The organism is Salmonella sp. SAL04213, assembly GCF_046550535.1.
GTDB classification, from domain to species: Bacteria; Pseudomonadota; Gammaproteobacteria; order Enterobacterales; family Enterobacteriaceae; genus Salmonella; species Salmonella enterica.
In genome coordinates this window covers 377,509-398,329 of record NZ_JBGDXS010000004.1, presented here as the reverse complement: position 1 = coordinate 398,329, position 20,821 = coordinate 377,509, and the positions used below count along the sequence as shown (strand labels likewise).

23 protein-coding genes and 1 pseudogene are annotated in these 20,821 nt (G+C 51.5%); 18 read left to right on the top strand and 6 right to left on the bottom strand.

Going from position 1 to position 20,821, the window contains the following annotated elements; genetic code table 11:
* Positions 1-89: 89 nt before the first annotated feature.
* The 3 genes and pseudogenes from ACLJPQ_RS13660 to ACLJPQ_RS13650 form a co-directional block, all read right to left on the bottom strand.
* A complete protein-coding gene (locus ACLJPQ_RS13660) occupies positions 90-950 on the bottom strand; it encodes a DMT family transporter (protein WP_011233204.1) in 861 nt (286 codons plus the stop codon).
* Positions 951-1,042: 92 nt separating this feature from the next.
* A complete protein-coding gene (gene tisB / locus ACLJPQ_RS13655; RefSeq protein ID WP_000117642.1) occupies positions 1,043-1,132 on the bottom strand; it encodes a type I toxin-antitoxin system toxin TisB in 90 nt (29 codons plus the stop codon).
* Positions 1,129-1,243 (bottom strand): annotated as a pseudogene (locus ACLJPQ_RS13650) (hypothetical protein). The gene tisB and the pseudogene ACLJPQ_RS13650 overlap by 4 nt, the downstream one beginning before the upstream one ends.
* A gap of 522 nt (positions 1,244-1,765) precedes the next feature.
* Between ACLJPQ_RS13650 and ivbL the strand changes: the two are divergent.
* The 3 genes from ivbL (at position 1,766) to ilvN (ending at position 3,953) form a co-directional block, all read left to right on the top strand.
* Positions 1,766-1,864 carry an ilvB operon leader peptide IvbL gene (ivbL, locus tag ACLJPQ_RS13645; protein WP_001541152.1) on the top strand — a complete coding sequence of 33 codons (99 nt, stop codon included), beginning with the start codon at positions 1,766-1,768 and terminating at the stop codon, positions 1,862-1,864.
* Between the two features lie 106 nt (positions 1,865-1,970).
* Positions 1,971-3,659 carry an acetolactate synthase large subunit gene (ilvB, locus tag ACLJPQ_RS13640; RefSeq protein WP_000168439.1) on the top strand — a complete coding sequence of 563 codons (1,689 nt, stop codon included), beginning with the start codon at positions 1,971-1,973 and terminating at the stop codon, positions 3,657-3,659.
* Between the two features lie 3 nt (positions 3,660-3,662).
* A complete protein-coding gene (gene ilvN / locus ACLJPQ_RS13635) occupies positions 3,663-3,953 on the top strand; it encodes an acetolactate synthase small subunit (RefSeq protein WP_001171826.1) in 291 nt (96 codons plus the stop codon).
* A 1-nt stretch (position 3,954) separates the two neighbouring features.
* Here ilvN and ACLJPQ_RS13630 read toward each other — a convergent pair whose 3' ends face one another.
* The gene (locus tag ACLJPQ_RS13630; protein WP_000448642.1) at positions 3,955-4,740 is read right to left on the bottom strand and encodes a DeoR family transcriptional regulator; all 786 of its coding nucleotides are present in this window, start codon (positions 4,738-4,740) and stop codon (positions 3,955-3,957) included.
* Positions 4,741-5,064: 324 nt separating this feature from the next.
* Between ACLJPQ_RS13630 and rbsK the strand changes: the two genes are divergently transcribed.
* The 15 genes from rbsK (at position 5,065) to ACLJPQ_RS13555 (ending at position 20,025) form a co-directional block, all read left to right on the top strand.
* Positions 5,065-5,985, top strand: a complete 921-nt coding sequence (gene rbsK, locus ACLJPQ_RS13625; RefSeq protein WP_000350272.1) for a ribokinase — start codon at positions 5,065-5,067, stop codon at positions 5,983-5,985.
* A 30-nt stretch (positions 5,986-6,015) separates the two neighbouring features.
* The gene (gene fucP / locus ACLJPQ_RS13620; protein WP_000998359.1) at positions 6,016-7,332 is read left to right on the top strand and encodes an L-fucose:H+ symporter permease; all 1,317 of its coding nucleotides are present in this window, start codon (positions 6,016-6,018) and stop codon (positions 7,330-7,332) included.
* 11 nt (positions 7,333-7,343) lie between these two features.
* Positions 7,344-8,357, top strand: coding sequence for an aldose 1-epimerase family protein (locus tag ACLJPQ_RS13615; RefSeq protein ID WP_080184943.1), 1,014 nt, complete (start codon positions 7,344-7,346; stop codon positions 8,355-8,357).
* Between the two features lie 74 nt (positions 8,358-8,431).
* Complete coding sequence (gene uhpA, locus ACLJPQ_RS13610) at positions 8,432-9,022, top strand: transcriptional regulator UhpA (RefSeq protein ID WP_000633672.1); 591 nt, start codon at positions 8,432-8,434, stop codon at positions 9,020-9,022.
* Entirely contained in the window at positions 9,022-10,524 is a 1,503-nt protein-coding gene (uhpB, locus tag ACLJPQ_RS13605; protein WP_080184944.1) for a signal transduction histidine-protein kinase/phosphatase UhpB, read from the top strand. Before uhpA ends, uhpB begins: the two co-directional genes overlap by 1 nt.
* Before the next feature lie 9 nt (positions 10,525-10,533).
* On the top strand, positions 10,534-11,862 hold the full coding sequence (locus tag ACLJPQ_RS13600) for an MFS transporter (RefSeq protein WP_000948163.1): 1,329 nt from the start codon (positions 10,534-10,536) through the stop codon (positions 11,860-11,862).
* Positions 11,863-12,004: 142 nt separating this feature from the next.
* Positions 12,005-13,396 (top strand): hexose-6-phosphate:phosphate antiporter, encoded by a 1,392-nt coding sequence (gene uhpT, locus ACLJPQ_RS13595; protein WP_000879181.1) that lies wholly within the window; start codon positions 12,005-12,007, stop codon positions 13,394-13,396.
* A gap of 192 nt (positions 13,397-13,588) precedes the next feature.
* The gene (locus tag ACLJPQ_RS13590) at positions 13,589-14,041 is read left to right on the top strand and encodes a DUF1198 domain-containing protein (RefSeq protein WP_001519640.1); all 453 of its coding nucleotides are present in this window, start codon (positions 13,589-13,591) and stop codon (positions 14,039-14,041) included.
* 352 nt (positions 14,042-14,393) lie between these two features.
* Positions 14,394-15,137: a GntR family transcriptional regulator gene (locus tag ACLJPQ_RS13585; protein WP_000854956.1), complete on the top strand. Its 744-nt coding sequence runs from the start codon at positions 14,394-14,396 to the stop codon at positions 15,135-15,137.
* 17 nt (positions 15,138-15,154) lie between these two features.
* Complete coding sequence (locus ACLJPQ_RS13580; protein WP_001152237.1) at positions 15,155-15,628, top strand: PTS sugar transporter subunit IIA; 474 nt, start codon at positions 15,155-15,157, stop codon at positions 15,626-15,628.
* Positions 15,625-15,912 carry a PTS sugar transporter subunit IIB gene (locus ACLJPQ_RS13575; RefSeq protein ID WP_000041396.1) on the top strand — a complete coding sequence of 96 codons (288 nt, stop codon included), beginning with the start codon at positions 15,625-15,627 and terminating at the stop codon, positions 15,910-15,912. The genes ACLJPQ_RS13580 and ACLJPQ_RS13575 overlap by 4 nt, the downstream gene beginning before the upstream one ends.
* A gap of 75 nt (positions 15,913-15,987) precedes the next feature.
* On the top strand, positions 15,988-17,346 hold the full coding sequence (locus tag ACLJPQ_RS13570) for a PTS galactitol transporter subunit IIC (RefSeq protein ID WP_000997825.1): 1,359 nt from the start codon (positions 15,988-15,990) through the stop codon (positions 17,344-17,346).
* Positions 17,339-18,823 (top strand): FGGY-family carbohydrate kinase, encoded by a 1,485-nt coding sequence (locus ACLJPQ_RS13565; RefSeq protein ID WP_079973795.1) that lies wholly within the window; start codon positions 17,339-17,341, stop codon positions 18,821-18,823. The genes ACLJPQ_RS13570 and ACLJPQ_RS13565 overlap by 8 nt, the downstream gene beginning before the upstream one ends.
* Before the next feature lie 62 nt (positions 18,824-18,885).
* Positions 18,886-19,746, top strand: a complete 861-nt coding sequence (locus tag ACLJPQ_RS13560) for a class II aldolase (RefSeq protein WP_001131797.1) — start codon at positions 18,886-18,888, stop codon at positions 19,744-19,746.
* Between the two features lie 9 nt (positions 19,747-19,755).
* The gene (locus ACLJPQ_RS13555) at positions 19,756-20,025 is read left to right on the top strand and encodes an HPr family phosphocarrier protein (RefSeq protein ID WP_000621109.1); all 270 of its coding nucleotides are present in this window, start codon (positions 19,756-19,758) and stop codon (positions 20,023-20,025) included.
* 90 nt (positions 20,026-20,115) lie between these two features.
* Here the strand turns inward: ACLJPQ_RS13555 and ACLJPQ_RS13550 are convergent, their stop codons facing one another.
* On the bottom strand, positions 20,116-20,439 hold the full coding sequence (locus ACLJPQ_RS13550) for a helix-turn-helix domain-containing protein (RefSeq protein ID WP_001274841.1): 324 nt from the start codon (positions 20,437-20,439) through the stop codon (positions 20,116-20,118).
* A complete protein-coding gene (locus ACLJPQ_RS13545; protein WP_001217953.1) occupies positions 20,423-20,782 on the bottom strand; it encodes a type II toxin-antitoxin system RelE/ParE family toxin in 360 nt (119 codons plus the stop codon). The genes ACLJPQ_RS13550 and ACLJPQ_RS13545 overlap by 17 nt, the downstream gene beginning before the upstream one ends.
* Positions 20,783-20,821: the final 39 nt, after the last annotated feature.

The window sequence follows — 20,821 nt, the reverse complement described above, 5'->3', positions numbered from 1 at the left end:
TGGCAGACGAAGGAACGGCAGGATATGTAAACAAAAGCGGCAACAAATGTTGCCGAGAATGTGTTACGTCTGCGGCTGTTATTGGGCAATCATGACAGACGGAGTAAAATCGCCCCGAGGGCAATCCCGCCCGCCGCCACCAGACGTAGCCCGGCCACTTTCTCTTTAAGCAACAGCCAGGCTATCAGCGCGCCGAATAAAATCGACGTCTCACGCAGCGCGGCGACCACCGCCAGCGGCGCCTGGGTCATGGCCCATAGCGCCAGCCCATAAGATCCCATAGTGCCAATCCCGCCAAAAATGCCTTTTTTCCACTGTTGCGCCAGATAACGCGACGCTTCCCGCCGCCGCGCAATCATCGCCCAGGTTAACAGGCAGGCGCCGTTGAGAAAAAATGACCATAGCGTATAGCCCAGCGCCGTTTCTGAGAGTCTTACGCCGGTCCCGTCCACCAGCGTATATCCGGCAATAAAACAGGCGTTAGTTAATGCCAGCACGACACCACGTTGAGAGCTGGCGCGGCCATTACAGGCCATCCCAAGTATCGCCATGCAGATCACTGCGATGCCGACCCAGGCTAGCGACGACAGACTGTCGCCAAGAAACAGAACGCTAATGAGCGCCACCAGCAGCGGCGCGGTGCCGCGCATAAGAGGATAGGTCTGGCTCATGTCCGAGACCTGATAGGTTTTCGCGACCAGGACGGTATACACCACCTGGAGCGCGGTAGAGGCCGCTAAAAAAGGGATACTGTCATGAGCTGGCTGCGGCGAGAAGGGCAAAAGGATCAATGCCATGACCGCCGCGGAACCGCTGACGCCGATCGCGGCGTAGAGCTTATCGTTTCCCGCTTTGACAATGGCGTTCCAGCTGGCATGTAGCAGCGCGGCGAACAGCAAAATGCAGAAAACGGAAAGGGTCATAGCGTCAGGCGTCGTTGAGGGTGTCATAAAAACGTAACATACCCGGGAAGCGAAAGACCAGCGGATAAGGTGAAAGGGGAGCGGTTGCCCGCTCCCCTTCGGTGCGGCTTGAATCTGAATTACTTAAGGTATTTCAGAACAGCATCAAGCAGTTGCAGTGCTGCAACAATGAGTTTCAGGATAAGAATGGTGATATCCACTACGCTCATACGCGTCTCCTGTGGTTAAGGAGCACTGCCAGCCGACGTACCTTTCCGCTGCCTGTTGTCAGCTGTTGCGCACGCGATCCCTTTTGCGAGGAATAGTGTGCGTGTTGACATAACACAGTGTGCTCACGAGGGGGTTAAGGCGCTGACGGCACCACCCGTTTCAGCCAGGACTTCGTTGCGCCGGTTTACGATGCGGCCCCCGCATAACACATTGTGTCAAAGACATTATAGTTAAGTACTGTATAAATGAACAGTAATTTATGGACAGAACGGAGCTTCTGATCCATACTCAAATTCATCAAAATTCGCGCCGAAATTGCGCGTTCTGCACAGAACGCGTATACTTCTGCTGTTGACATAACACAGTGTGCTTCGCGGCTACCACCCGCATTACGCTGTAAGAACCTCGCTTCGGCGAGGTTTTTTGTTTTCAGGCATTGTGAAACGCGTGATCATCAATCCCGGCGATTACCGGAGGGCGCTACGCTTATCACGCCTATACTCAAAGCGTGTAAATTCGTAGAAAAATGTGATCGATGACGCATTTTTGTGCAGATGAAAATTTTTCCGTTGTCATGCTGAAAGCGCTGTGCTTGTATAAAACGTGTTAATAACAAACAGACAAGGCCCCTAATGAACCCTTCCATGCTGAACGCGACCCTACTAACAACTGCGCCATCTCGCGCAGTGGTCGTCGTGCGTGTGGTGGTGGTCGTCGGCAATGCGCCGTAGGGTCCGGAACACACACGATTCCAAAACCCCGCCGGCGCAAACCGGGCGGGGTTTTTTGTTTAAGACACCTTCCCGGAACGTCGGCTCAGAATAAAAGGAATGGAGCATGGCAAGTTCGGGCACAACATCTACACCTCAGCGCTTTACGGGCGCGGAATTTATTGTTCATTTTCTGGAGCGCCAGGGGATTCGTATCGTCACCGGCATTCCCGGCGGTTCGATCCTCCCCGTTTACGACGCGTTAAGCCAAAGCACGCAAATCCGTCATATTCTGGCGCGCCATGAACAAGGCGCGGGGTTTATTGCGCAGGGGATGGCGCGGACGGAGGGTAAACCTGCTGTTTGTATGGCCTGTAGCGGGCCGGGCGCGACCAATCTGGTCACGGCCATTGCCGATGCGCGCCTGGATTCCATTCCGTTAATCTGCATTACCGGGCAAGTTCCGGCGTCCATGATCGGTACTGACGCGTTTCAGGAAGTGGATACCTACGGTATCTCTATCCCCATCACCAAGCACAACTATCTGGTCAGAAATATCAATGAGCTGCCTCAGGTGATGAGCGATGCTTTTCGTCTGGCGCAGTCGGGGCGTCCTGGCCCGGTGTGGATAGACGTTCCTAAAGATGTGCAGACGGCGACAATTGAGCTGGATGCGTTGCCGTCGCCGGCGGAAAAATCACCCCCGCCGGAGTTTAGCGCGGAGAGTATCCGCGAGGCCGCCGCAATGATTAACGCGGCGAAGCGTCCGGTGCTGTATCTGGGCGGCGGCGTGATCAATGCGCCGACACGCGTGCGCGAACTGGCGGAAAAAGCGCAACTGCCGACGACAATGACCTTAATGGCGCTGGGAATGCTGCCTAAGGCGCATCCGCTGTCGTTAGGAATGCTGGGGATGCACGGCGCGCGCAGTACCAATTTTATTCTGCAAGAGGCCGATTTACTGATTGTCCTGGGCGCGCGTTTTGATGACCGGGCGATTGGCAAAACGGAGCAGTTTTGTCCGAACGCCAAAATCATCCATGTGGATATCGATCGCGCCGAGTTAGGCAAAATCAAGCAGCCGCATGTGGCTATTCAGGCGGATGTCGATGATGTACTGGCACAGTTAATTCCCCATATCGAGGCACAGCCGCGGGAAGCATGGCATCAGTTGGTGGCGGACTTGCAGCAAGAATTCCCTTGCAGTATTCCCCAGGAAAATAACCCGCTTAGTCACTATGGGCTGATTAATGCGGTCGCCGCCTGTGTGGACGACAACGCGATTATTACCACTGACGTAGGTCAGCATCAGATGTGGACCGCGCAGGCTTATCCGCTCAACCGTCCGCGTCAGTGGCTGACTTCCGGCGGGCTGGGCACCATGGGGTTTGGTCTGCCCGCGGCGATTGGCGCGGCGCTGGCGAATCCGGGCAACAAGGTGCTGTGTTTTTCCGGCGACGGTAGTTTGATGATGAATATTCAGGAGATGGCTACCGCCAGTGAAAACCAGTTGGATGTGAAAATTATCCTGATGAATAACGACGCGCTGGGACTGGTACATCAGCAACAGAGTCTGTTCTATAAACAGGGCGTTTTTGCGGCAACCTATCCGGGAAGCATCAACTTTATGCAGATTGCCGCCGGGTTTGGTCTGGACACCTGTGATTTGAATAACGAAGCCGATCCGCAGGCGGCGTTGCAGGCTATCATTCGTCGTCCTGGACCGGCGTTGATCCATGTGCGCATTGATGCAGAAGAAAAAGTATATCCGATGGTGCCGCCGGGCGCGGCAAATACAGAGATGGTGGGGGAATAAGCCATGCAGAAACAATCACATGATAACGTTATTCTGGAGCTGACCGTTCGCAACCATCCTGGCGTGATGACCCACGTCTGCGGGCTGTTCGCCCGACGCGCTTTCAACGTTGAGGGTATTCTCTGTTTACCGATTCAGGGTAGCGATCAGAGCCGCATCTGGCTTCTGGTCAATGACGATCAGCGGCTTGAACAGATGATCAGTCAGATCGATAAACTGGAAGACGTGGCGAAGGTGGTACGAAACCAGTCCGATCCCACCATGTTCAATAAAATTGCCGTCTTTTTTGAGTAAGTTATTCACTTTCCGAATCAGGCGTGATGACTTTGACGGAACCATTCCGACAGTGAACGGCATAATCTGTCGGTAATGGGCGATCGCTAATCAGGACATCAAAGGCAGAAAGCGGACCAATGCTGGCAGGCGCGACCTCATCAAACAGGGCGTGACGCGCCAGCAAAATTTTGCGCAGACCGCGCTCCATCGCTTTACGTTTGGCGGCAAGATCATCCGGGTTAAACCAGCTCACGCCAAAATGTTCATGTACGCCGCTGGCGGAAATAAACACTTTGCGCGGATTGAGCGAATCCAGCGCCGAAGGATTATTGGCATCATAAAAGGCATCGCTCTTGGCCCGATAGGTGCCGCCGCACAAAATCGCCGTGGCATTAGGCTTTTCATTCAGCGCGATAAATACCCGATGTGAGTAGCAAATCCCGGTAAAGGTAATATCATCCGGTATCATGCTGATAACTAATGGCATTTCCGGACCGTTATCAAAAAAAACCAGATCGTTTTCACGCACCAGGCCGGCGGCCAGGATCGCAACGGGAAGGTCGTCCCGATGATGCGTCTTTTTCGCCGGCAGCGGCATATTGGTTGAAGACGTAGGCTTATTTACCATGACGATATAGCCGCCGAGCAGCGTCAGCGGTAAAGGGTCATCATCCTGGCTGAGATCGCGGCGAATGGTCATCACCGAAACTTCCAGCATCCGCGCGGCGTCTTTCAGATGGATTCGATCGGTCTTTTTCAGTAACTCCATCAAGCGTCGGATACGTTCTTTTTGCTTGGTCTCCATTCACCCTCTCCGCAAATCATGTTGTTATGTTCCATCAGTAACATTTATGTGTTTCTGAGAACATTACAGTGTGGCACTACTATACGTCCGGCCGTCAGGAAATAAAAGTGGGTTTATTCGCGTTTTATAACAATAAATAGTTAATTTTCAGTAAATTGTAACCCTAAAAATGATTTAATGCGCGTATGTTCCGCCAGGGATTGTTCACGAAGTAAATGGCAAAATGATCCTCTAATCGCGATCATAGTCACAAATGATACGGAAGTAACATGATAATGTTATTTTAATATCATTGTCGTATGACGATTTCTGAGAGGGAGTAAAATGGATATCGCGGTTATTGGCTCTAACATGGTGGACCTTATCACCTACACCAACCAGATGCCTAAAGAAGGGGAAACTCTGGAAGCGCCGGCGTTTAAAATCGGCTGCGGCGGAAAAGGGGCGAACCAGGCCGTGGCGGCCGCTAAGCTCAATTCAAAAGTATTGATGTTGACCAAGGTGGGCGACGATATTTTTGCCGACAACACCATTCGTAATCTCGAATCCTGGGGGATCAATACGACGTATGTAGAAAAAGTACCGTGTACCAGCAGCGGCGTAGCGCCGATTTTCGTCAACGCCAACTCCAGCAACAGCATTCTGATCATCAAAGGCGCCAACAAGTTTCTCTCGCCGGAAGATATCGATCGCGCAGCGGAAGATTTAAAAAAATGCCAGCTTATTGTTCTGCAACTGGAAGTTCAGCTTGAAACGGTTTATCACGCAATAGAATTTGGCAAGAAACACGGGATTGAAGTGTTATTAAACCCTGCGCCAGCATTACGGGAATTAGATATGTCTTATGCCTGTAAATGCGATTTCTTTGTACCCAATGAAACCGAGCTGGAAATATTAACCGGTATGCCAGTGGATACCTATGACCATATTCGCGCAGCGGCACGTTCGCTGGTAGATAAAGGGCTAAACAATATTATCGTCACCATGGGTGAGAAAGGCGCGCTGTGGATGACGCGTGACCAGGAAGTCCATGTTCCGGCGTTTAGAGTGAACGCTGTTGATACCAGTGGCGCGGGCGATGCCTTTATCGGCTGTTTCGCGCATTACTACGTCCAGAGCGGGGATGTGGAAGCCGCCATGAAAAAAGCCGTCCTCTTTGCCGCTTTCAGCGTCACCGGGAAAGGCACCCAATCCTCTTATCCAAGTATTGAGCAATTTAATGAGTATCTTTCGTTGAACGAATAACAATCACCCTGCACTGTTAAAGGTAGCACTATGAACGATAAAAACATCGTTCAGATGCCCGACGGGTATCTGAATAAGACACCTCTGTTCCAGTTTATTTTGTTATCCTGTTTATTCCCATTATGGGGATGCGCAGCCGCGTTAAATGATATTCTGATTACGCAATTTAAAAGTGTATTTTCGTTGAGCAACTTTGCTTCGGCATTAGTACAAAGCGCCTTTTATGGCGGTTATTTTTTAATTGCTATTCCGGCCTCGCTGGTCATTAAAAAAACCAGTTATAAAGTGGCGATACTTATCGGCCTGACGCTATACATTGTCGGCTGTACGCTCTTTTTCCCAGCGTCGCACATGGCGACCTACACCATGTTCCTCGCGGCGATTTTCGCCATTGCGATTGGCCTGAGTTTCCTGGAAACGGCGGCGAATACCTACAGTTCGATGATCGGGCCGAAAGCCTACGCCACGCTGCGGCTGAATATCAGCCAGACCTTTTATCCGATCGGCGCGGCGGCAGGCATTTTATTGGGTAAATATCTGGTCTTTTCCGAAGGGGAAAGCCTGGAAAAACAGATGGCGGGCATGAATGCCGAGCAGGTCCACAACTTCAAGGTGCTGATGCTGGAAAACACTCTGGAACCCTATAAGTACATGATTATGGTTCTGGTAGTGGTGATGGTACTGTTCCTGCTGACGCGTTTCCCGACCTGTAAAGTCGCGCAAACCGCGAGTCATAAACGCCCCTCGGCGCTGGATACGTTACGCTATCTCGCCAGCAACGCCCGTTTCCGTCGCGGTATTGTGGCGCAGTTCCTGTATGTGGGAATGCAGGTGGCGGTCTGGTCGTTCACTATCCGTCTGGCGCTGGAGTTAGGCGATATCAATGAGCGCGATGCCTCAACCTTTATGGTCTACAGCTTCGCCTGCTTTTTTATCGGCAAGTTTATCGCCAACATTCTGATGACACGCTTTAACCCGGAAAAAGTCCTGATCCTTTACTCTGTGATCGGCGCGCTGTTCCTGGCCTATGTGGCGCTGGCGCCCAGCTTTAGCGCGGTATACGTGGCGGTGCTGGTCAGTGTTCTGTTTGGCCCCTGCTGGGCGACCATTTATGCCGGAACGCTCGATACCGTCGATAACGAACATACCGAAATGGCGGGGGCGGTCATCGTGATGGCGATTGTCGGCGCGGCGGTGGTTCCTGCGATTCAGGGTTATGTGGCGGACATGTTCCACTCGCTACAGCTCTCATTCCTGGTTTCCATGCTGTGCTTTGTTTACGTTGGCGTTTACTTCTGGCGCGAAAGCAAAGTGCGCGGCAACCTGGCTGAAGTCGCCGCGTCCTGAGGAGATCAACCATGACAACACGTATTACATTATGGCGGGAGCTTTTTAGCGAGCAGCCGCGTATCTTGCTGGAAAATGATGATTTTACGGTTACGGCGTTTCGTTACGCCAGCGGCGTGGAAGGACTGAAAATACAAAACAGCCGCGGTCATCTGGTGATTCTGCCCTGGATGGGGCAGATGATTTGGGACGCGCAGTTTGACGGTCATGATCTGACTATGCGCAACATGTTCCGCCAGCCGAAGCCGGCTGCGGAAGTAGTGGCAACGTATGGTTGCTTTGCTTTCCATTCCGGACTATTGGCGAATGGCTGCCCGTCGCCGGAAGATACACATCCGCTGCACGGCGAGATGCCCTGCGCTGCCATGGACGACGCCTGGCTGGAGTTAGAGGGCGACAGTCTGCGCGTGACCGGGCGCTACGAGTATGTGATGGGGTTCGGTCATCATTATCAGGCGCAACCTGCGGTGGTAATGCGTAAAGCAAACGCGCTGTTTGATATTCAGATGACAGTGACTAACCTGGCTTCAGTCGCCATGCCGCTACAGTACATGTGCCACATGAACTATGCCTATGTGCCGAACGCCACGTTCCGTCAGAATATCCCGGATACCGCGCTGAAGCTACGCGAGTCGGTGCCGGCGCATGTCAAACCCACGGCGCAGTGGCTGGCGTTTAATCAACGACTTTTGCAGGGTGAAGCCTCGCTGGCAACGCTCAACGAGCCTGGCTTTTACGACCCGGAAATCGTGTTCTTCGCCGATGAACTGGACAGGTACACGGATACCCCGGAATTCAGTATGATCGCCCCGGATGGCACTACGTTCGTGACACGTTTCGCCAGCGCGGAGCTGAATTACGTGACCCGCTGGATTCTTTATAACGGCGATCAGCAGGTTGCCGCCTTTGCCCTGCCCGCGACCTGTCGGCCTGAAGGTTTTCTCGCGGCGCAGCGAAATGGAACCTTGCTTCAACTGGAACCGCAGCAAACCCGGACGTTCACCGTCACGACAGGCATTGTCTGACCGCTCAAGGCTTGAACAGCCGCGCGCTTATCGTTAAGGTAAGCGCGTTTTTTTTATCCATCAGGACAGAACCCATGATCACCGTTGCCCTTATCGACGACCACCTTATCGTCCGCTCCGGCTTTGCACAGCTACTGGGGCTGGAACCTGATTTGCAGGTGGTCGCTGAGTTTGGTTCCGGGCGCGAAGCGTTGGCAGGTTTACCGGGGCGCGGCGTACAGGTGTGTATCTGCGATATCTCGATGCCGGATATTTCCGGACTGGAGCTGCTAAGCCAACTGCCAAAAGGGATGGCGACGATCATGCTCTCGGTTCACGATAGCCCGGCGCTGGTGGAACAGGCGTTGAACGCCGGCGCGCGCGGTTTCCTCTCTAAACGCTGTAGTCCGGATGAACTGATCGCCGCGGTGCATACGGTGGCGACGGGCGGCTGCTATTTGACCCCCGATATTGCCGTGAAACTGGCGGCGGGTCGGCAAGATCCGCTGACCAAACGCGAGCGTCAGGTGGCGGAAAAACTCGCCCAGGGTATGGCGGTAAAAGAGATTGCCGCCGAGCTGGGGCTGTCGCCAAAAACGGTGCATGTCCATCGCGCGAATCTGCTGGAAAAATTAGGCGTCAGCAATGACGTTGAACTGGCGCATCGCATGTTTGACGGTTGGTAATGAACACCTTTTTTTCCCGTTTAATCACCGTTGTTGCCTGCTTTTTTATCTTCTCCGCCGCGTGGTTCTGCCTGTGGAGTATCAGCCTGCATCTGGTAGAGCGCCCGGAGCTGGCGGCGCTACTCTTTCCCTTCGGCCTGCGCCTGGGACTTATGCTGCAATGTCCGCGCGGATACTGGCCAGTATTGCTGGGCGCGGAGTGGCTGCTGGTGTACTGGTTGGCGCAGGAAGTTGCGCTGGCCCATCTGCCGCTTTTGATGATCGGTGGTGTGTTGACGCTACTGCCCGCGGCGCTGACTTCGCGTTACCGCCATCAGCGCGACTGGCGCACGTTATTGCTTCAGGGCGCGGCCCTCACCGCCGCGGCACTACTGCAATCCCTGCCCTGGCTGGGGCAGGGGGAAGCGGCATGGAACGCGCTACTGCTGACCCTCACGGGTGGTCTGACGCTGGCCCCCATCTGCCTGGTTTTCTGGCACTATCTCACCAGCACTACCTGGCTGCCGCTGGGACCATCGCTGGTGTCGCAGCCGGTAAACTGGCGCGGGCGGCATCTGATCTGGTATCTGCTGCTGTTTATCGTCAGTCTGTGGCTGCAACTGGGTTTACCTGCTGAACTTTCGCGCTTCACGCCGTTCTGCCTGGCGTTGCCGATTATCGCGCTCGCCTGGCATTATGGCTGGCAGGGCGCGCTCATTGCCACACTGATGAACGCTATCGCGCTGATCGCCAGCCAGACCTGGCACGATCATCCCGTCGATTTATTACTTTCGCTGTTGGCGCAAAGCCTGACCGGGCTACTGCTTGGCGCGGGCATTCAGCGTCTGCGCGAGCTGAACCAGTCGTTGCAAAAGGAGCTGGCGCGCAACCATCGGCTGGCGGAGCGTCTTCTGGAGACCGAAGAGAGCGTGCGGCGCGATGTTGCGCGTGAGCTGCACGATGACATCGGACAGACCATCACCGCGATTCGTACCCAGGCGGGCATTGTGCAACGACTGGCGGCGGATAACGGCGGCGTGAAGCAGAGCGGGCAACTTATCGAGCAGCTTTCGCTGGGTGTGTATGACGCCGTGCGTCGCCTGCTGGGGCGCTTGCGCCCGCGCCAGCTAGACGACTTAACGCTGGCGCAGGCCATCCGTTCGTTGCTGCGCGAAATGGAGCTGGAAAGCCGCGGTATTGTCAGTCACCTCGACTGGCGAATTGACGAAACGGCGCTGAGTGAAAGTCAGCGCGTGACGCTGTTTCGCGTCTGTCAGGAAGGGCTGAATAACATCGTAAAACATGCCAATGCCAGCGCGGTGACGCTCCAGGGCTGGCAGCAGGATGAGCGGCTGATGCTGGTGATTGAGGATGACGGCAGCGGCCTGCCGCCGGGCTCTCAGCAGCAGGGCTTCGGCCTGACCGGAATGCGCGAACGCGTGTCGGCGCTCGGCGGGACGCTAACCATCTCTTGTACCCACGGTACGCGGGTGAGCGTCTCGTTGCCCCAGCGTTACGTTTAAGGAAGGATAATGCTTTCGTTTTTAAAAGCCCCGGCCAACGCGCCGCTCATCACCGATAAGCACGAGGTTGATGCCCGCTATCGCTACTGGCGGCGGCATATCCTGATCACCATTTGGTTGGGTTACGCGCTGTTCTATTTCACCCGTAAAAGCTTTAACGCCGCCGCGCCGGAAATCCTTGCCAGCGGCATACTGAGTCGCAGCGATATCGGCCTGCTGGCGACGCTGTTTTACATCACCTACGGGGTGTCGAAATTTGTCTCCGGCATCGTTAGCGATCGCTCTAACGCTCGCTATTTTATGGGCATCGGGCTGATTGCGACCGGCGTAGTGAATATTCTGTTCGGCTTCTCGACCTCGCTGTGGGCCTTTGCGCTGCTATGGGCATTGAACGCCTTTTTCCAGGGGTTTGGATCGCCGGTTTGCGCCCGTTTGCTGACCGCCTGGTACTCGCGTACCGAGCGCGGCGGCTGGTGGGCGTTATGGAACACCGCGCATAATGTCGGCGGGGCGCTGATCCCTCTCGTTATGGCCGCTGTCGCCCTGCATTATGGCTGGCGCGTCGGAATGATGGTGGCCGGATTGCTTGCCATCGGGGTGGGCATGGTCCTCTGCTGGCGGCTGCGCGACCGTCCGCAGGCGATTGGTTTACCGCCGGTAGGCGACTGGCGGCACGATGCGCTGGAGGTCGCCCAACAGCAAGAGGGCGCGGGGCTAAGTCGCAAAGAAATCCTCGCTAAATATGTGCTGTTGAATCCCTATATCTGGCTGCTTTCGCTGTGTTATGTCTTAGTGTACGTGGTGCGCGCGGCGATCAACGACTGGGGCAACCTGTATATGTCCGAGACGCTGGGCGTGGATTTGGTCACGGCCAACACGGCAGTATCGATGTTTGAACTGGGTGGATTTATCGGCGCGCTGGTGGCGGGCTGGGGCTCGGACAAACTCTTCAACGGTAACCGCGGACCGATGAATTTAATCTTCGCTGCCGGGATTTTGCTCTCTGTGGGTTCGCTGTGGCTGATGCCGTTCGCCAGCTACGTCATGCAGGCGGCCTGTTTCTTCACCACCGGTTTCTTTGTCTTCGGCCCGCAGATGCTCATTGGCATGGCGGCGGCGGAGTGCTCGCATAAAGAGGCGGCGGGCGCGGCCACCGGCTTTGTCGGCCTGTTCGCCTATCTCGGCGCGTCGCTTTCCGGCTGGCCGTTAGCGAAAGTGCTGGAGATCTGGCACTGGACCGGTTTTTTTGCGGTCATCGCCATCGCGGCGGGGATCTCCGCGCTATTGCTGCTGCCATTTCTGAACGCTCAGGCCCCGCGCGAGACCCACGAAGCGTGATGCACCTCACCTTTTTGCGCTGAATGGGGCAAAACTAAGAAATTTTCCCGGTTTTGCCTGGACGCTGTCGCAGGCCCCTTTTCCTGTGGATTTTTACAATGCCTGCCATTCGCAGGTATAAAAATTAGCTCAGGAGTAATCCATGCTGGCCTTCTTAAACCAGGTGCGCAAGCCGACCCTGGATCTGCCGCTCGATGTGCGGCGTAAAATGTGGTTCAAGCCGTTCATGCAGTCCTATCTGGTGGTTTTTATCGGCTACCTGACCATGTACCTGATCCGCAAAAACTTTAACATCGCGCAGAACGACATGATCTCTACCTACGGGTTGAGCATGACCGAGCTGGGGATGATTGGCCTGGGCTTCTCGATCACCTACGGCGTGGGGAAAACGCTGGTTTCCTACTACGCTGACGGTAAAAATACCAAGCAGTTTCTACCGTTTATGTTGATCCTCTCCGCTATCTGTATGCTCGGCTTCAGCGCCAGCATGGGCGCGGGGTCAACCAGTCTGTTTCTGATGATCGCTTTCTATGCCCTGAGCGGTTTCTTCCAGAGTACCGGCGGATCGTGCAGCTACTCGACCATCACCAAATGGACTCCGCGTCGTAAACGCGGCACCTTTCTCGGCTTCTGGAATATCTCCCACAACCTCGGCGGCGCGGGCGCGGCAGGCGTGGCGCTGTTCGGCGCCAACTACCTGTTCGACGGTCACGTCATCGGCATGTTTATCTTCCCGTCGATTATCGCGCTGATTGTTGGCTTTATCGGTCTGCGTTTTGGCAGCGACTCCCCGGAGTCTTACGGTCTGGGCAAAGCTGAAGAACTGTTCGGCGAAGAGATCAGCGAAGAGGATAAAGAGACTGAAGAAAACGAAATGACCAAGTGGCAGATCTTTGTTGAATATGTGTTGAAAAACAAAGTGATCTGGCTGCTGTGTTTCTCCAATATCTTCCTGTATGTGGTGCGTATTGGTATCGACCAGTGGTCAACCGTCTACGCCTTCCAGGAACTGAAACTTTCTAAAGAGGTGGCGATTCAGGGCTTTACCTTGTTTGAAGTGGGCGCGCTGGTCGGCACGTTGCTGTGGGGCTGGCTCTCTGACCTGGCGAACGGTCGTCGTGCGCTGGTAGCCTGTGTGGCGCTGGCGTTAATCATCGCCACCCTCGGCGTCTACCAGCACGCCAGCAACCAGTATGTCTATCTGGCCTCGCTGTTCGCGCTCGGTTTCCTGGTGTTTGGGCCGCAGCTGTTAATTGGCGTGGCGGCTGTCGGTTTCGTACCGAAAAAAGCCATCGGCGCTGCGGACGGTATCAAGGGAACCTTCGCTTATCTTATCGGCGATAGCTTTGCCAAGCTGGGTCTGGGCATGATTGCCGACGGCACCCCCGTTTTTGGTCTGACCGGTTGGGCGGGTACCTTCGCTGCGCTGGACGCCGCCGCGATCGGCTGTATCTGCCTGATGGCGATGGTCGCCGTGATGGAAGAGCGCAAAATCCGCCGTGAGAAAAAAATTCAGCAAGTCAATATCGCTTAAATGTGTGCATTTGGTAACGTTTTGCCCGGCTTAACGCCGGGCTTTTTTATGCCTTGCGTTCGTCAGACAGGACATCCGGCGTCTGGCGTGAATGAAGACAGGCGTTAATAAATCACATCCTGACAGGCCAGAACGTCGACAGTTATAAATTTACCGTTATGATGGGCATCCTGTTTGGTGACGGATGTGCGCATGATTTGGTTGATTCTGGCCACGTTTGTGGTGGTGTTTATTGTGGGTTTTCGGGTGCTGACATCGGATACCCGCCGGGCGATTCGCCGCCTGAGCGAACGTCTGAATATTGATGTAGTACCGATAGAATCGATGATTGATCAGATGGGTAAAACGGCGGGCGGTGAGTTTTTACAGTATCTGCATCGCCCTGATGAATCGCATTTGCAAAATGCCGCTCAGGTGTTACTTATCTGGCAAATGGTGATTGTCGATGGCGGCGATCAGAATTTGCAGCGGTGGCATCGGTTGCTGCAAAAAGCGCGTTTAGCCGCGCCGATCACCGACACACAGGTACGGCTGGCGCTGGGCTTTTTGCGCGAAATGGAACCCGATATGCAGGAGATCAACGCGTTTCAACTGCGCTATAACGCCTTTTTTCAGCCGGAAGAGGGTGTCCACTGGCTGCATTGATACTCTTCACTATCTCGTTAACAAAAGACGAGATGAATGAGGCTGGCAAGGGCGGCGAGCCACGATTAACGGCCGGGTGGCGCGATTCATCGTTAACTAAATAAAGCGTAGCCGCCATCGTATTTGCTAAGGGTGAACCACAGAAGTAACGCACCGAATAACCGCTAACGACGCCAAAACATCAGAGGCTTATAGCTCATCATTTCCGTGACATATATCACGGAAATGTGATCTTGTTTTGAACACTAAAACTGTGACTCCTTGCCATACCTCCTGTCTCAAAATTTCTTATCATAAACTCGAAGTTGTACATGATTGTCTATAGACAACTCTAAATGTTTAGGCGCGCACCATGAAAACATTGAGTAAAAGTTCACACATCCCACTGTATCAACAGGTTGTGGAGTGGATAAGGGAAAGTATTTATAGCGGAGAATTAGTTGAGGATGACCGGATACCTTCAGAGTTTCAAATCATGGATATGCTGGAGGTGAGTCGCGGTACCGTTAAAAAAGCGGTTGACCAGCTTGTCCGGGAAGGTGTTCTTGTGCAAGTGCAGGGTAAAGGAACTTTCGTAAAGAAGGAAAATGTTGCTTACCCACTGGGTGAAGGTTTGCTCTCCTTTGCTGAAGCCTTAGCCAGCCAGAAGATAAACTTCACAACCAGTGTTATAACCTCCCGACTGGAGCCCGCTAACCGCTTTGTAGCAGAGAAACTGAGTATCAAACCGGGACAAGATGTTTTATTTCTTAAACGCCTTCGTTGTATTGGCGATGAAAAAGTCATGTTGATTGAAAATCGTATCAACATTGATCTCTGCCCCGGTATTATTGATGTAGATTTTACCAGGGAGAATTTATTTTCAGCAATAGAAAGATTATCTGATAAGAAAATAAGTTTTTCTGAAAGCCGTTACGCAGCTAAATTAATTGGTAATGAGCGAGGCCATTATCTTGATATTGGTGAAGACGCACCTGTTTTGCATTTGGAACAGTTGGTATTTTTCTCTAGAGGATTGGCCATTGATTTTGGTAACGTCTGGTTAAAAGGTAATAAATATTATCTTGGCACTATTTTACAGCGCCTGGATGCCTGACTAGCAAAGAGGAATCTATGCAGGATATTCATTTTCGCCGTCATTATGTTCGCCACCTCCCTAAAGAGGTGAGTCAGAATGACATAATCAAGGCTCTTGCCAGTCCGTTAATTAACGATGGTATGGTTGTATCTGATTTTGCCGATCACGTCATTACGCGAGAACAGAATTTTCCAACGGGTCTACCGGTTGAGCCTGTAGGTGTCGCTATTCCACATACTGATCACAGGTATGTTCGCCAAAACGCCATTAGCGTTGGAATACTGGCAGAACCCGTCAATTTCGAAGATATGGGCGGGGAACCAGATCCCGTACCTGTCAGGGTGGTGTTTATGCTTGCTTTAGGTGAAAGCAATAAGCAGCTCAACGTACTGGGTTGGATTATGGATGTGATCCAGGATGAGGATTTTATGCAGCAGTTACTGGTCATGAATGATGATGAAATTTATCAGTCAATTTACACACGCATATCTGAAAGAGGTGAAGTATGAGTAAAATGATACTATTTGTTTGCGCAACGGGTGTTGCTACTTCCACGGCTGTGGCAGAAAAAGTAATGGAATATTGTAAAGACAATGGGCTTGATGTTAATTATTCCCAAACTAATGTAGCCTCATTGCCAAACAATACCGATGGTGCAGCTTTGGTTGTATCAACAACGAAAGTTCCTTATGAACTGGATATTCCGGTTGTTAGTGGTCTGCCAATCATTACCGGAGTAGGTGAAGATAAAGTTCTTGAAAAAATAGTTTCAATCCTTAAAGGCCAAGCCTGATTTCATAAATAAAAAACAGATAAATTATCCAGGCGCTAACGCGAGGTCTGGTCACATCTGAATAAGAGGTCGGATATGAATGATATAGCACATACTCTCTATACCGTTGTGCAATATGTCCTGGGGTTTGGCCCAACGGTTTTATTGCCGCTGGTCCTTTTTTTCCTGGCATTGTTCTTCAAAGTAAAACCCGCTAAAGCACTTCGCTCATCGTTAATTGTCGGAATAGGGTTTGTCGGAATTTATGCCATCTTTGACATACTTACCAGCAACGTAGGCCCGGCTGCACAGGCAATGGTTGAGCGAACTGGTATTAGCCTTCCTGTTGTCGATTTAGGCTGGCCACCATTGGCCGCAATTACCTGGGGCTCACCAATCGCACCCTTTGTCATTCCGCTGACGATGCTGATTAATGTCGCCATGCTGGCCCTGAATAAGACACGTACTGTTGATGTCGACATGTGGAACTACTGGCACTTTGCCCTGGCTGGAACGCTGGTTTACTACAGCACAGGGAGTTTTGTTTTGGGTCTGTCCGCAGCCGCTATTGCCGCGATCGTGGTTCTCAAACTGGCGGACTGGTCTGCGCCATTAGTGGCAAAGTACTTCGGTCTGGAAGGTATTTCACTTCCGACCCTGTCATCTGTCGTCTTCTTTCCGATTGGATTGCTGTTCGACAAAATTATCGACAAGATCCCTGGTGTTAACCGTATTCATATTGATCCGGAAAACGTTCAGAAAAAAATGGGAATCTTCGGCGAGCCTATGATGGTGGGTACTATTCTGGGGGTCTTGTTGGGCATCATTGCCGGGTATGACTTTAAACATATCCTGTTGCTGGGGATCAGCATTGGCGGTGTCATGTTCATTCTTCCGCGTATGGTACGAATTTTGATGGAAGGTTTATTACCTCTGTCTGAAGCCATTAAGAAATATTTGAATGCCAAATATCCTGGCCGTGATGATCTCTTTATCGGACTGGATATCGCGGTAGCAGTAGGTAACCCAGCCATTATATCTACAGCACTGATTCTGACACCCATCTCTGTCTTTATTGCATTCCTTCTTCCTGGCAATAAAGTCCTGCCACTGGGAGACCTTGCGAACCTGGCAGTCATGGCTTCCATGATTGTACTGGCATGTCGTGGCAATATTTTCCGGGCTGTGATAACCGCAATTCCTGTTATTGTCGCCGACTTGTGGATTGCGACCAAAATTGCGCCATTTATTACCGGTATGGCTAAGGATGTCAATTTCAAAATGGCTGAGGGGTCAAGTGGTCAGGTATCAAGCTTCCTTGATGGCGGTAACCCCTTCCGTTTCTGGCTGCTTGAAATATTCAACGGAAATATTATTGCTATCGGGCTGATACCTGTGCTTGCGCTGGTTATTTATGGTGTTTTTCGCCTGACAAAAGGAACGGTCTATGCCTGATTACCACGCAGCGCTTGTCATTGACATTGGCACAACTAACTGCAAAGTCAGCTGTTATTCCTGTCATGACGTGTCAGTTCTGGAAGTCCGCAAGTTTCCGACGCCAACAATATCGTCGGACAAAGGCGAGGTAGATTTCGATATCGAAGCGCTGTGGCAGGCACTGCGACTGGTAATGGCTGAACTGGTGGCTTCAGTACCGTTTCCGGTAAAAAATATCAGTATTGCGAGTTTCGGTGAGTCTGGCGTCTTTGTGGATAAGGAGGGCGTCATTCTTACCCCGATGCTGGCCTGGTATGATCGACGTGGTGAATCTTATCTCTCGTCATTAAGCAAGGCAGAGGCTGAAGAACTGTATTCTATAACGGGATTGCCACCTCACAGTAATTACTCAGCATTTAAAATGAGATGGTTACTTGATAACTACTCCTTGCATGAAAGAAAAGATATCTGCTGGTTACATGCACCAGAAGTGTTGTTGTGGCGAATGACAGGTGCGAAAAAGACGGAAATATCCCTGGCCAGTAGAACGTTGTGTCTGGACATTGCTCGCCGTACCTGGTCTCGTAATGCTGCCGGGATTCTCGGCATACCGTTCGGTGTACTGGCTCCGTTGATAAAGCCAGGTGAAGTGGCCGGATGGATGACGGCAACGCTTAGAGAGGAATTGGGCTTCTCTCATGAGGTAAAAGTCACACTCGCTGGACACGATCATATGGTCGGTGCCCGCGCATTACAGATGCAACCGGGCGATGTGCTGAATTCTACCGGCACGACAGAGGGTATTTTACTGCTGAATACACAGCCAACGCTTGATGTGCAGGCTCGCAGGAATAAGCTGGCAAATGGTTGTTACTCCGATGGTGAATTTTTCACGCTTTTCGCTTCTCTGCCTGTCGGCGGTTATGCGCTTGAATGGGTGAAAAAAACCTTTCGTTTAACTGATAAGGAAATAAGCACAGGCCTGGAAAAAGTCATGGAGCAATACCTCAAACCTTCCTGGTCTGTCGAGCATGTGCCGGTATTTATTCCTCATTTGCGGGGCTCGGGTTCGCCAAATAAAAATCGGCACACTCGTGGCCTGCTTTTTGGGCTGACGGATTCACTTCCTCCGGAGTCTCTGCTTGAGAGTGTCTTTATTGGCCTGGCGATGGAGTTTGCACACTGTCATGGGTGCTTTAATATCCCGGCGGGCAGGACAGTAAAAGTCATTGGCCCTGCGGTGAAAAACCCATACTGGCTCCAGTTGAAGGCTGACATCCTCCAGTGTCCAATTGAGGCCATTGCTTTTGATGAAACCGTCTCCCTTGGAGCATTGTTGATAGCCTGTCCGAATGTTGTCCCCCCGACTGTTCCTGTGGCTGAGCGATATTTTCCTGACGCGGTTCGTTCTGCAAAGTTGAAAATATATCAGCAGCAATGGCTGTCATTTTATCAATTTAAACTGCGGCAAGAAGGGGCGCTTATTAGTGAATAACTGTGATAACTCAATAGTTCGATAATTTACTTACACTGCTCACATAAATATCTGGAGTTAATATGCCTTTAGTCAATGGTAGGATCCTGCTCAATTGTATTCAGGAAAAACATGTCCTTGCGGGGGCATTTAATACAACGAACCTGGAGACAACAATTTCCATTCTTAATGCAATAGAACGTTCCGGATTGCCCAATTTTATTCAAATTGCTCCTACTAATGCACAGCTTTCAGGTTACGATTACATTTATGAAATAGTTAAGCGACATGCCGACAAAATGGATATTCCTGTCAGCCTGCATCTGGATCATGGGAAAACTCTGGAAGATGTTAAGCAGGCTGTCCGGGCCGGATTTACCTCAGTAATGATTGATGGCGCGGCGCTACCGTTCGAAGAAAATATTGCATTTACCCGAGAAGCTGTCGATTTCTGTAAATCATTTGGTGTTCCCGTCGAAGCGGAATTAGGCGCTATTCTGGGTAAGGAAGATGATCATGTCAGCGAGGCTGACTGCAAAACTGAACCTGAGAAGGTTCAGCGCTTTGTTGAGGAGACAGGGTGCGACATGCTGGCAGTGTCAATTGGTAATGTACATGGTCTTGAAGATATCCCACGCATTGATATCCCGCTATTACAACGCATCGCGTCTGTCAGTCCGGTACCTTTGGTTATTCATGGAGGTTCTGGTATTGACGCGGATATTCTTCGCAGCTTTGTTAATTACAAAGTAGCCAAAGTGAATATTGCGAGTGATTTGCGTAAAGCCTTTATTACTACTGTCGGTAAGGCTTGGGTAAATAATAACAACGAGGCTAATCTGGCACGTGTCATGGCGAACGCAAAACAGGCAGTTGAGGATGATGTTTATTCTAAAATTAAGATGATGAATAAACATCACTCAGCATTCCGCAAAGTCTCTTAAGGAAAATATATGATTAGACAAACAGTACGCGTTATGAACAGTACGGGGCTTCATGCGCGGCCAGCCGCTACACTTGCGAAAATTGTCAAAAAATACCAGTCTTCATTAACGCTAGTTAATAATGACAAAGAAATTCCCATTAAAGGAATGATGAGTATTTTGGGGGCTGGCGTAAAGGGAAACACAATGATTGATTTAATTTGTGATGGACAGGATGAACTGGCTTTTATGGATGAATTAAAATCTGCATTTGCTGATGGCTTTGGTGAGTCAGTATAGTGCAATTCCCATCAAACGGCGCAGGAAGTTGTAGAGGCTTCCTGCACTCATGATCGTATGAATAGCCTTAACAGACCATCGGTAAAACCCTCATACCAGCACCTTTAGCCCGTGTTTTTGGACAACATTAAGTAGTTTCAGTGACATCCCGCTGGGACGCTTGGCGCCGCTTTCCCACTTTTGAACCGTTGATACGCTGGTATTCAGGTACCGAGCGAAAACCGGCTGGCTAACGTTGAGTTCTTCTCGTAACGCTTTTATTTCAAGTGGCTGCAGGTCTTTGATGCTGCTTAAGCAGGCCGTGTCAAAACTGCGCATTGTCTCCTGGGGAATGGCATCCACGCTAAATAATCCAGATGCCGCGCTATGAATCGCTTCAAAGGCAGGGCTTTTGAATTTAGTTTTTGCTGACATGGCGCACCTCTACCAGTTCTTTGTTATTAATGAGTGCCGTTATCTGATCTTCGGTCAGGCAAGCATAGTGTTTTGCTAACTCACGGAAACCCGCGAGTTCGCGATAGCTAATGTTGGCCATATCCTGTTTGGCATACAGGAAGGTGTAAAACCAATGTTCGCCTCCCTTTGCCAACACGATTGCGCGATCGCGGTTTTGATTGAGACGTTTTTTATAAACTCCGCCGCCAAGATTATCTGCTTTTCCTTGCAGTACGGCGTTGATGGCCTCGCTTAACTCGTCGTCTTTTATCGTGTGGGACTTCGCTTCTCTGTTAAACCACCTGGTTTTGAAGATTCGCATCAGGTTGACATCCTGTAATCTAAAGTATAGCACCAGGTG

Coding starts and splice junctions, on each gene's coding strand:
- ACLJPQ_RS13580 (WP_001152237.1), top strand. CDS start 15,155: ATGCAGGATATTCATTTTCGCCGTCATTATGTTCGCCACCTCCCTAAA.
- ACLJPQ_RS13560 (WP_001131797.1), top strand. CDS start 18,886: ATGCCTTTAGTCAATGGTAGGATCCTGCTCAATTGTATTCAGGAAAAA.
- ACLJPQ_RS13615 (WP_080184943.1), top strand. CDS start 7,344: ATGACAACACGTATTACATTATGGCGGGAGCTTTTTAGCGAGCAGCCG.
- ACLJPQ_RS13600 (WP_000948163.1), top strand. CDS start 10,534: ATGCTTTCGTTTTTAAAAGCCCCGGCCAACGCGCCGCTCATCACCGAT.
- uhpB (WP_080184944.1), top strand. CDS start 9,022: ATGAACACCTTTTTTTCCCGTTTAATCACCGTTGTTGCCTGCTTTTTT.
- ACLJPQ_RS13660 (WP_011233204.1), bottom strand. CDS start 950: ATGACACCCTCAACGACGCCTGACGCTATGACCCTTTCCGTTTTCTGC.
- ACLJPQ_RS13570 (WP_000997825.1), top strand. CDS start 15,988: ATGAATGATATAGCACATACTCTCTATACCGTTGTGCAATATGTCCTG.
- ilvB (WP_000168439.1), top strand. CDS start 1,971: ATGGCAAGTTCGGGCACAACATCTACACCTCAGCGCTTTACGGGCGCG.
- uhpT (WP_000879181.1), top strand. CDS start 12,005: ATGCTGGCCTTCTTAAACCAGGTGCGCAAGCCGACCCTGGATCTGCCG.
- uhpA (WP_000633672.1), top strand. CDS start 8,432: ATGATCACCGTTGCCCTTATCGACGACCACCTTATCGTCCGCTCCGGC.
- ACLJPQ_RS13550 (WP_001274841.1), bottom strand. CDS start 20,439: ATGTCAGCAAAAACTAAATTCAAAAGCCCTGCCTTTGAAGCGATTCAT.
- ACLJPQ_RS13590 (WP_001519640.1), top strand. CDS start 13,589: ATGATTTGGTTGATTCTGGCCACGTTTGTGGTGGTGTTTATTGTGGGT.
- ACLJPQ_RS13555 (WP_000621109.1), top strand. CDS start 19,756: ATGATTAGACAAACAGTACGCGTTATGAACAGTACGGGGCTTCATGCG.
- ACLJPQ_RS13565 (WP_079973795.1), top strand. CDS start 17,339: ATGCCTGATTACCACGCAGCGCTTGTCATTGACATTGGCACAACTAAC.
- fucP (WP_000998359.1), top strand. CDS start 6,016: ATGAACGATAAAAACATCGTTCAGATGCCCGACGGGTATCTGAATAAG.
- rbsK (WP_000350272.1), top strand. CDS start 5,065: ATGGATATCGCGGTTATTGGCTCTAACATGGTGGACCTTATCACCTAC.
- ilvN (WP_001171826.1), top strand. CDS start 3,663: ATGCAGAAACAATCACATGATAACGTTATTCTGGAGCTGACCGTTCGC.
- ACLJPQ_RS13630 (WP_000448642.1), bottom strand. CDS start 4,740: ATGGAGACCAAGCAAAAAGAACGTATCCGACGCTTGATGGAGTTACTG.
- ACLJPQ_RS13575 (WP_000041396.1), top strand. CDS start 15,625: ATGAGTAAAATGATACTATTTGTTTGCGCAACGGGTGTTGCTACTTCC.
- ACLJPQ_RS13545 (WP_001217953.1), bottom strand. CDS start 20,782: ATGCGAATCTTCAAAACCAGGTGGTTTAACAGAGAAGCGAAGTCCCAC.
- ivbL (WP_001541152.1), top strand. CDS start 1,766: ATGAACCCTTCCATGCTGAACGCGACCCTACTAACAACTGCGCCATCT.
- tisB (WP_000117642.1), bottom strand. CDS start 1,132: ATGAGCGTAGTGGATATCACCATTCTTATCCTGAAACTCATTGTTGCA.
- ACLJPQ_RS13585 (WP_000854956.1), top strand. CDS start 14,394: ATGAAAACATTGAGTAAAAGTTCACACATCCCACTGTATCAACAGGTT.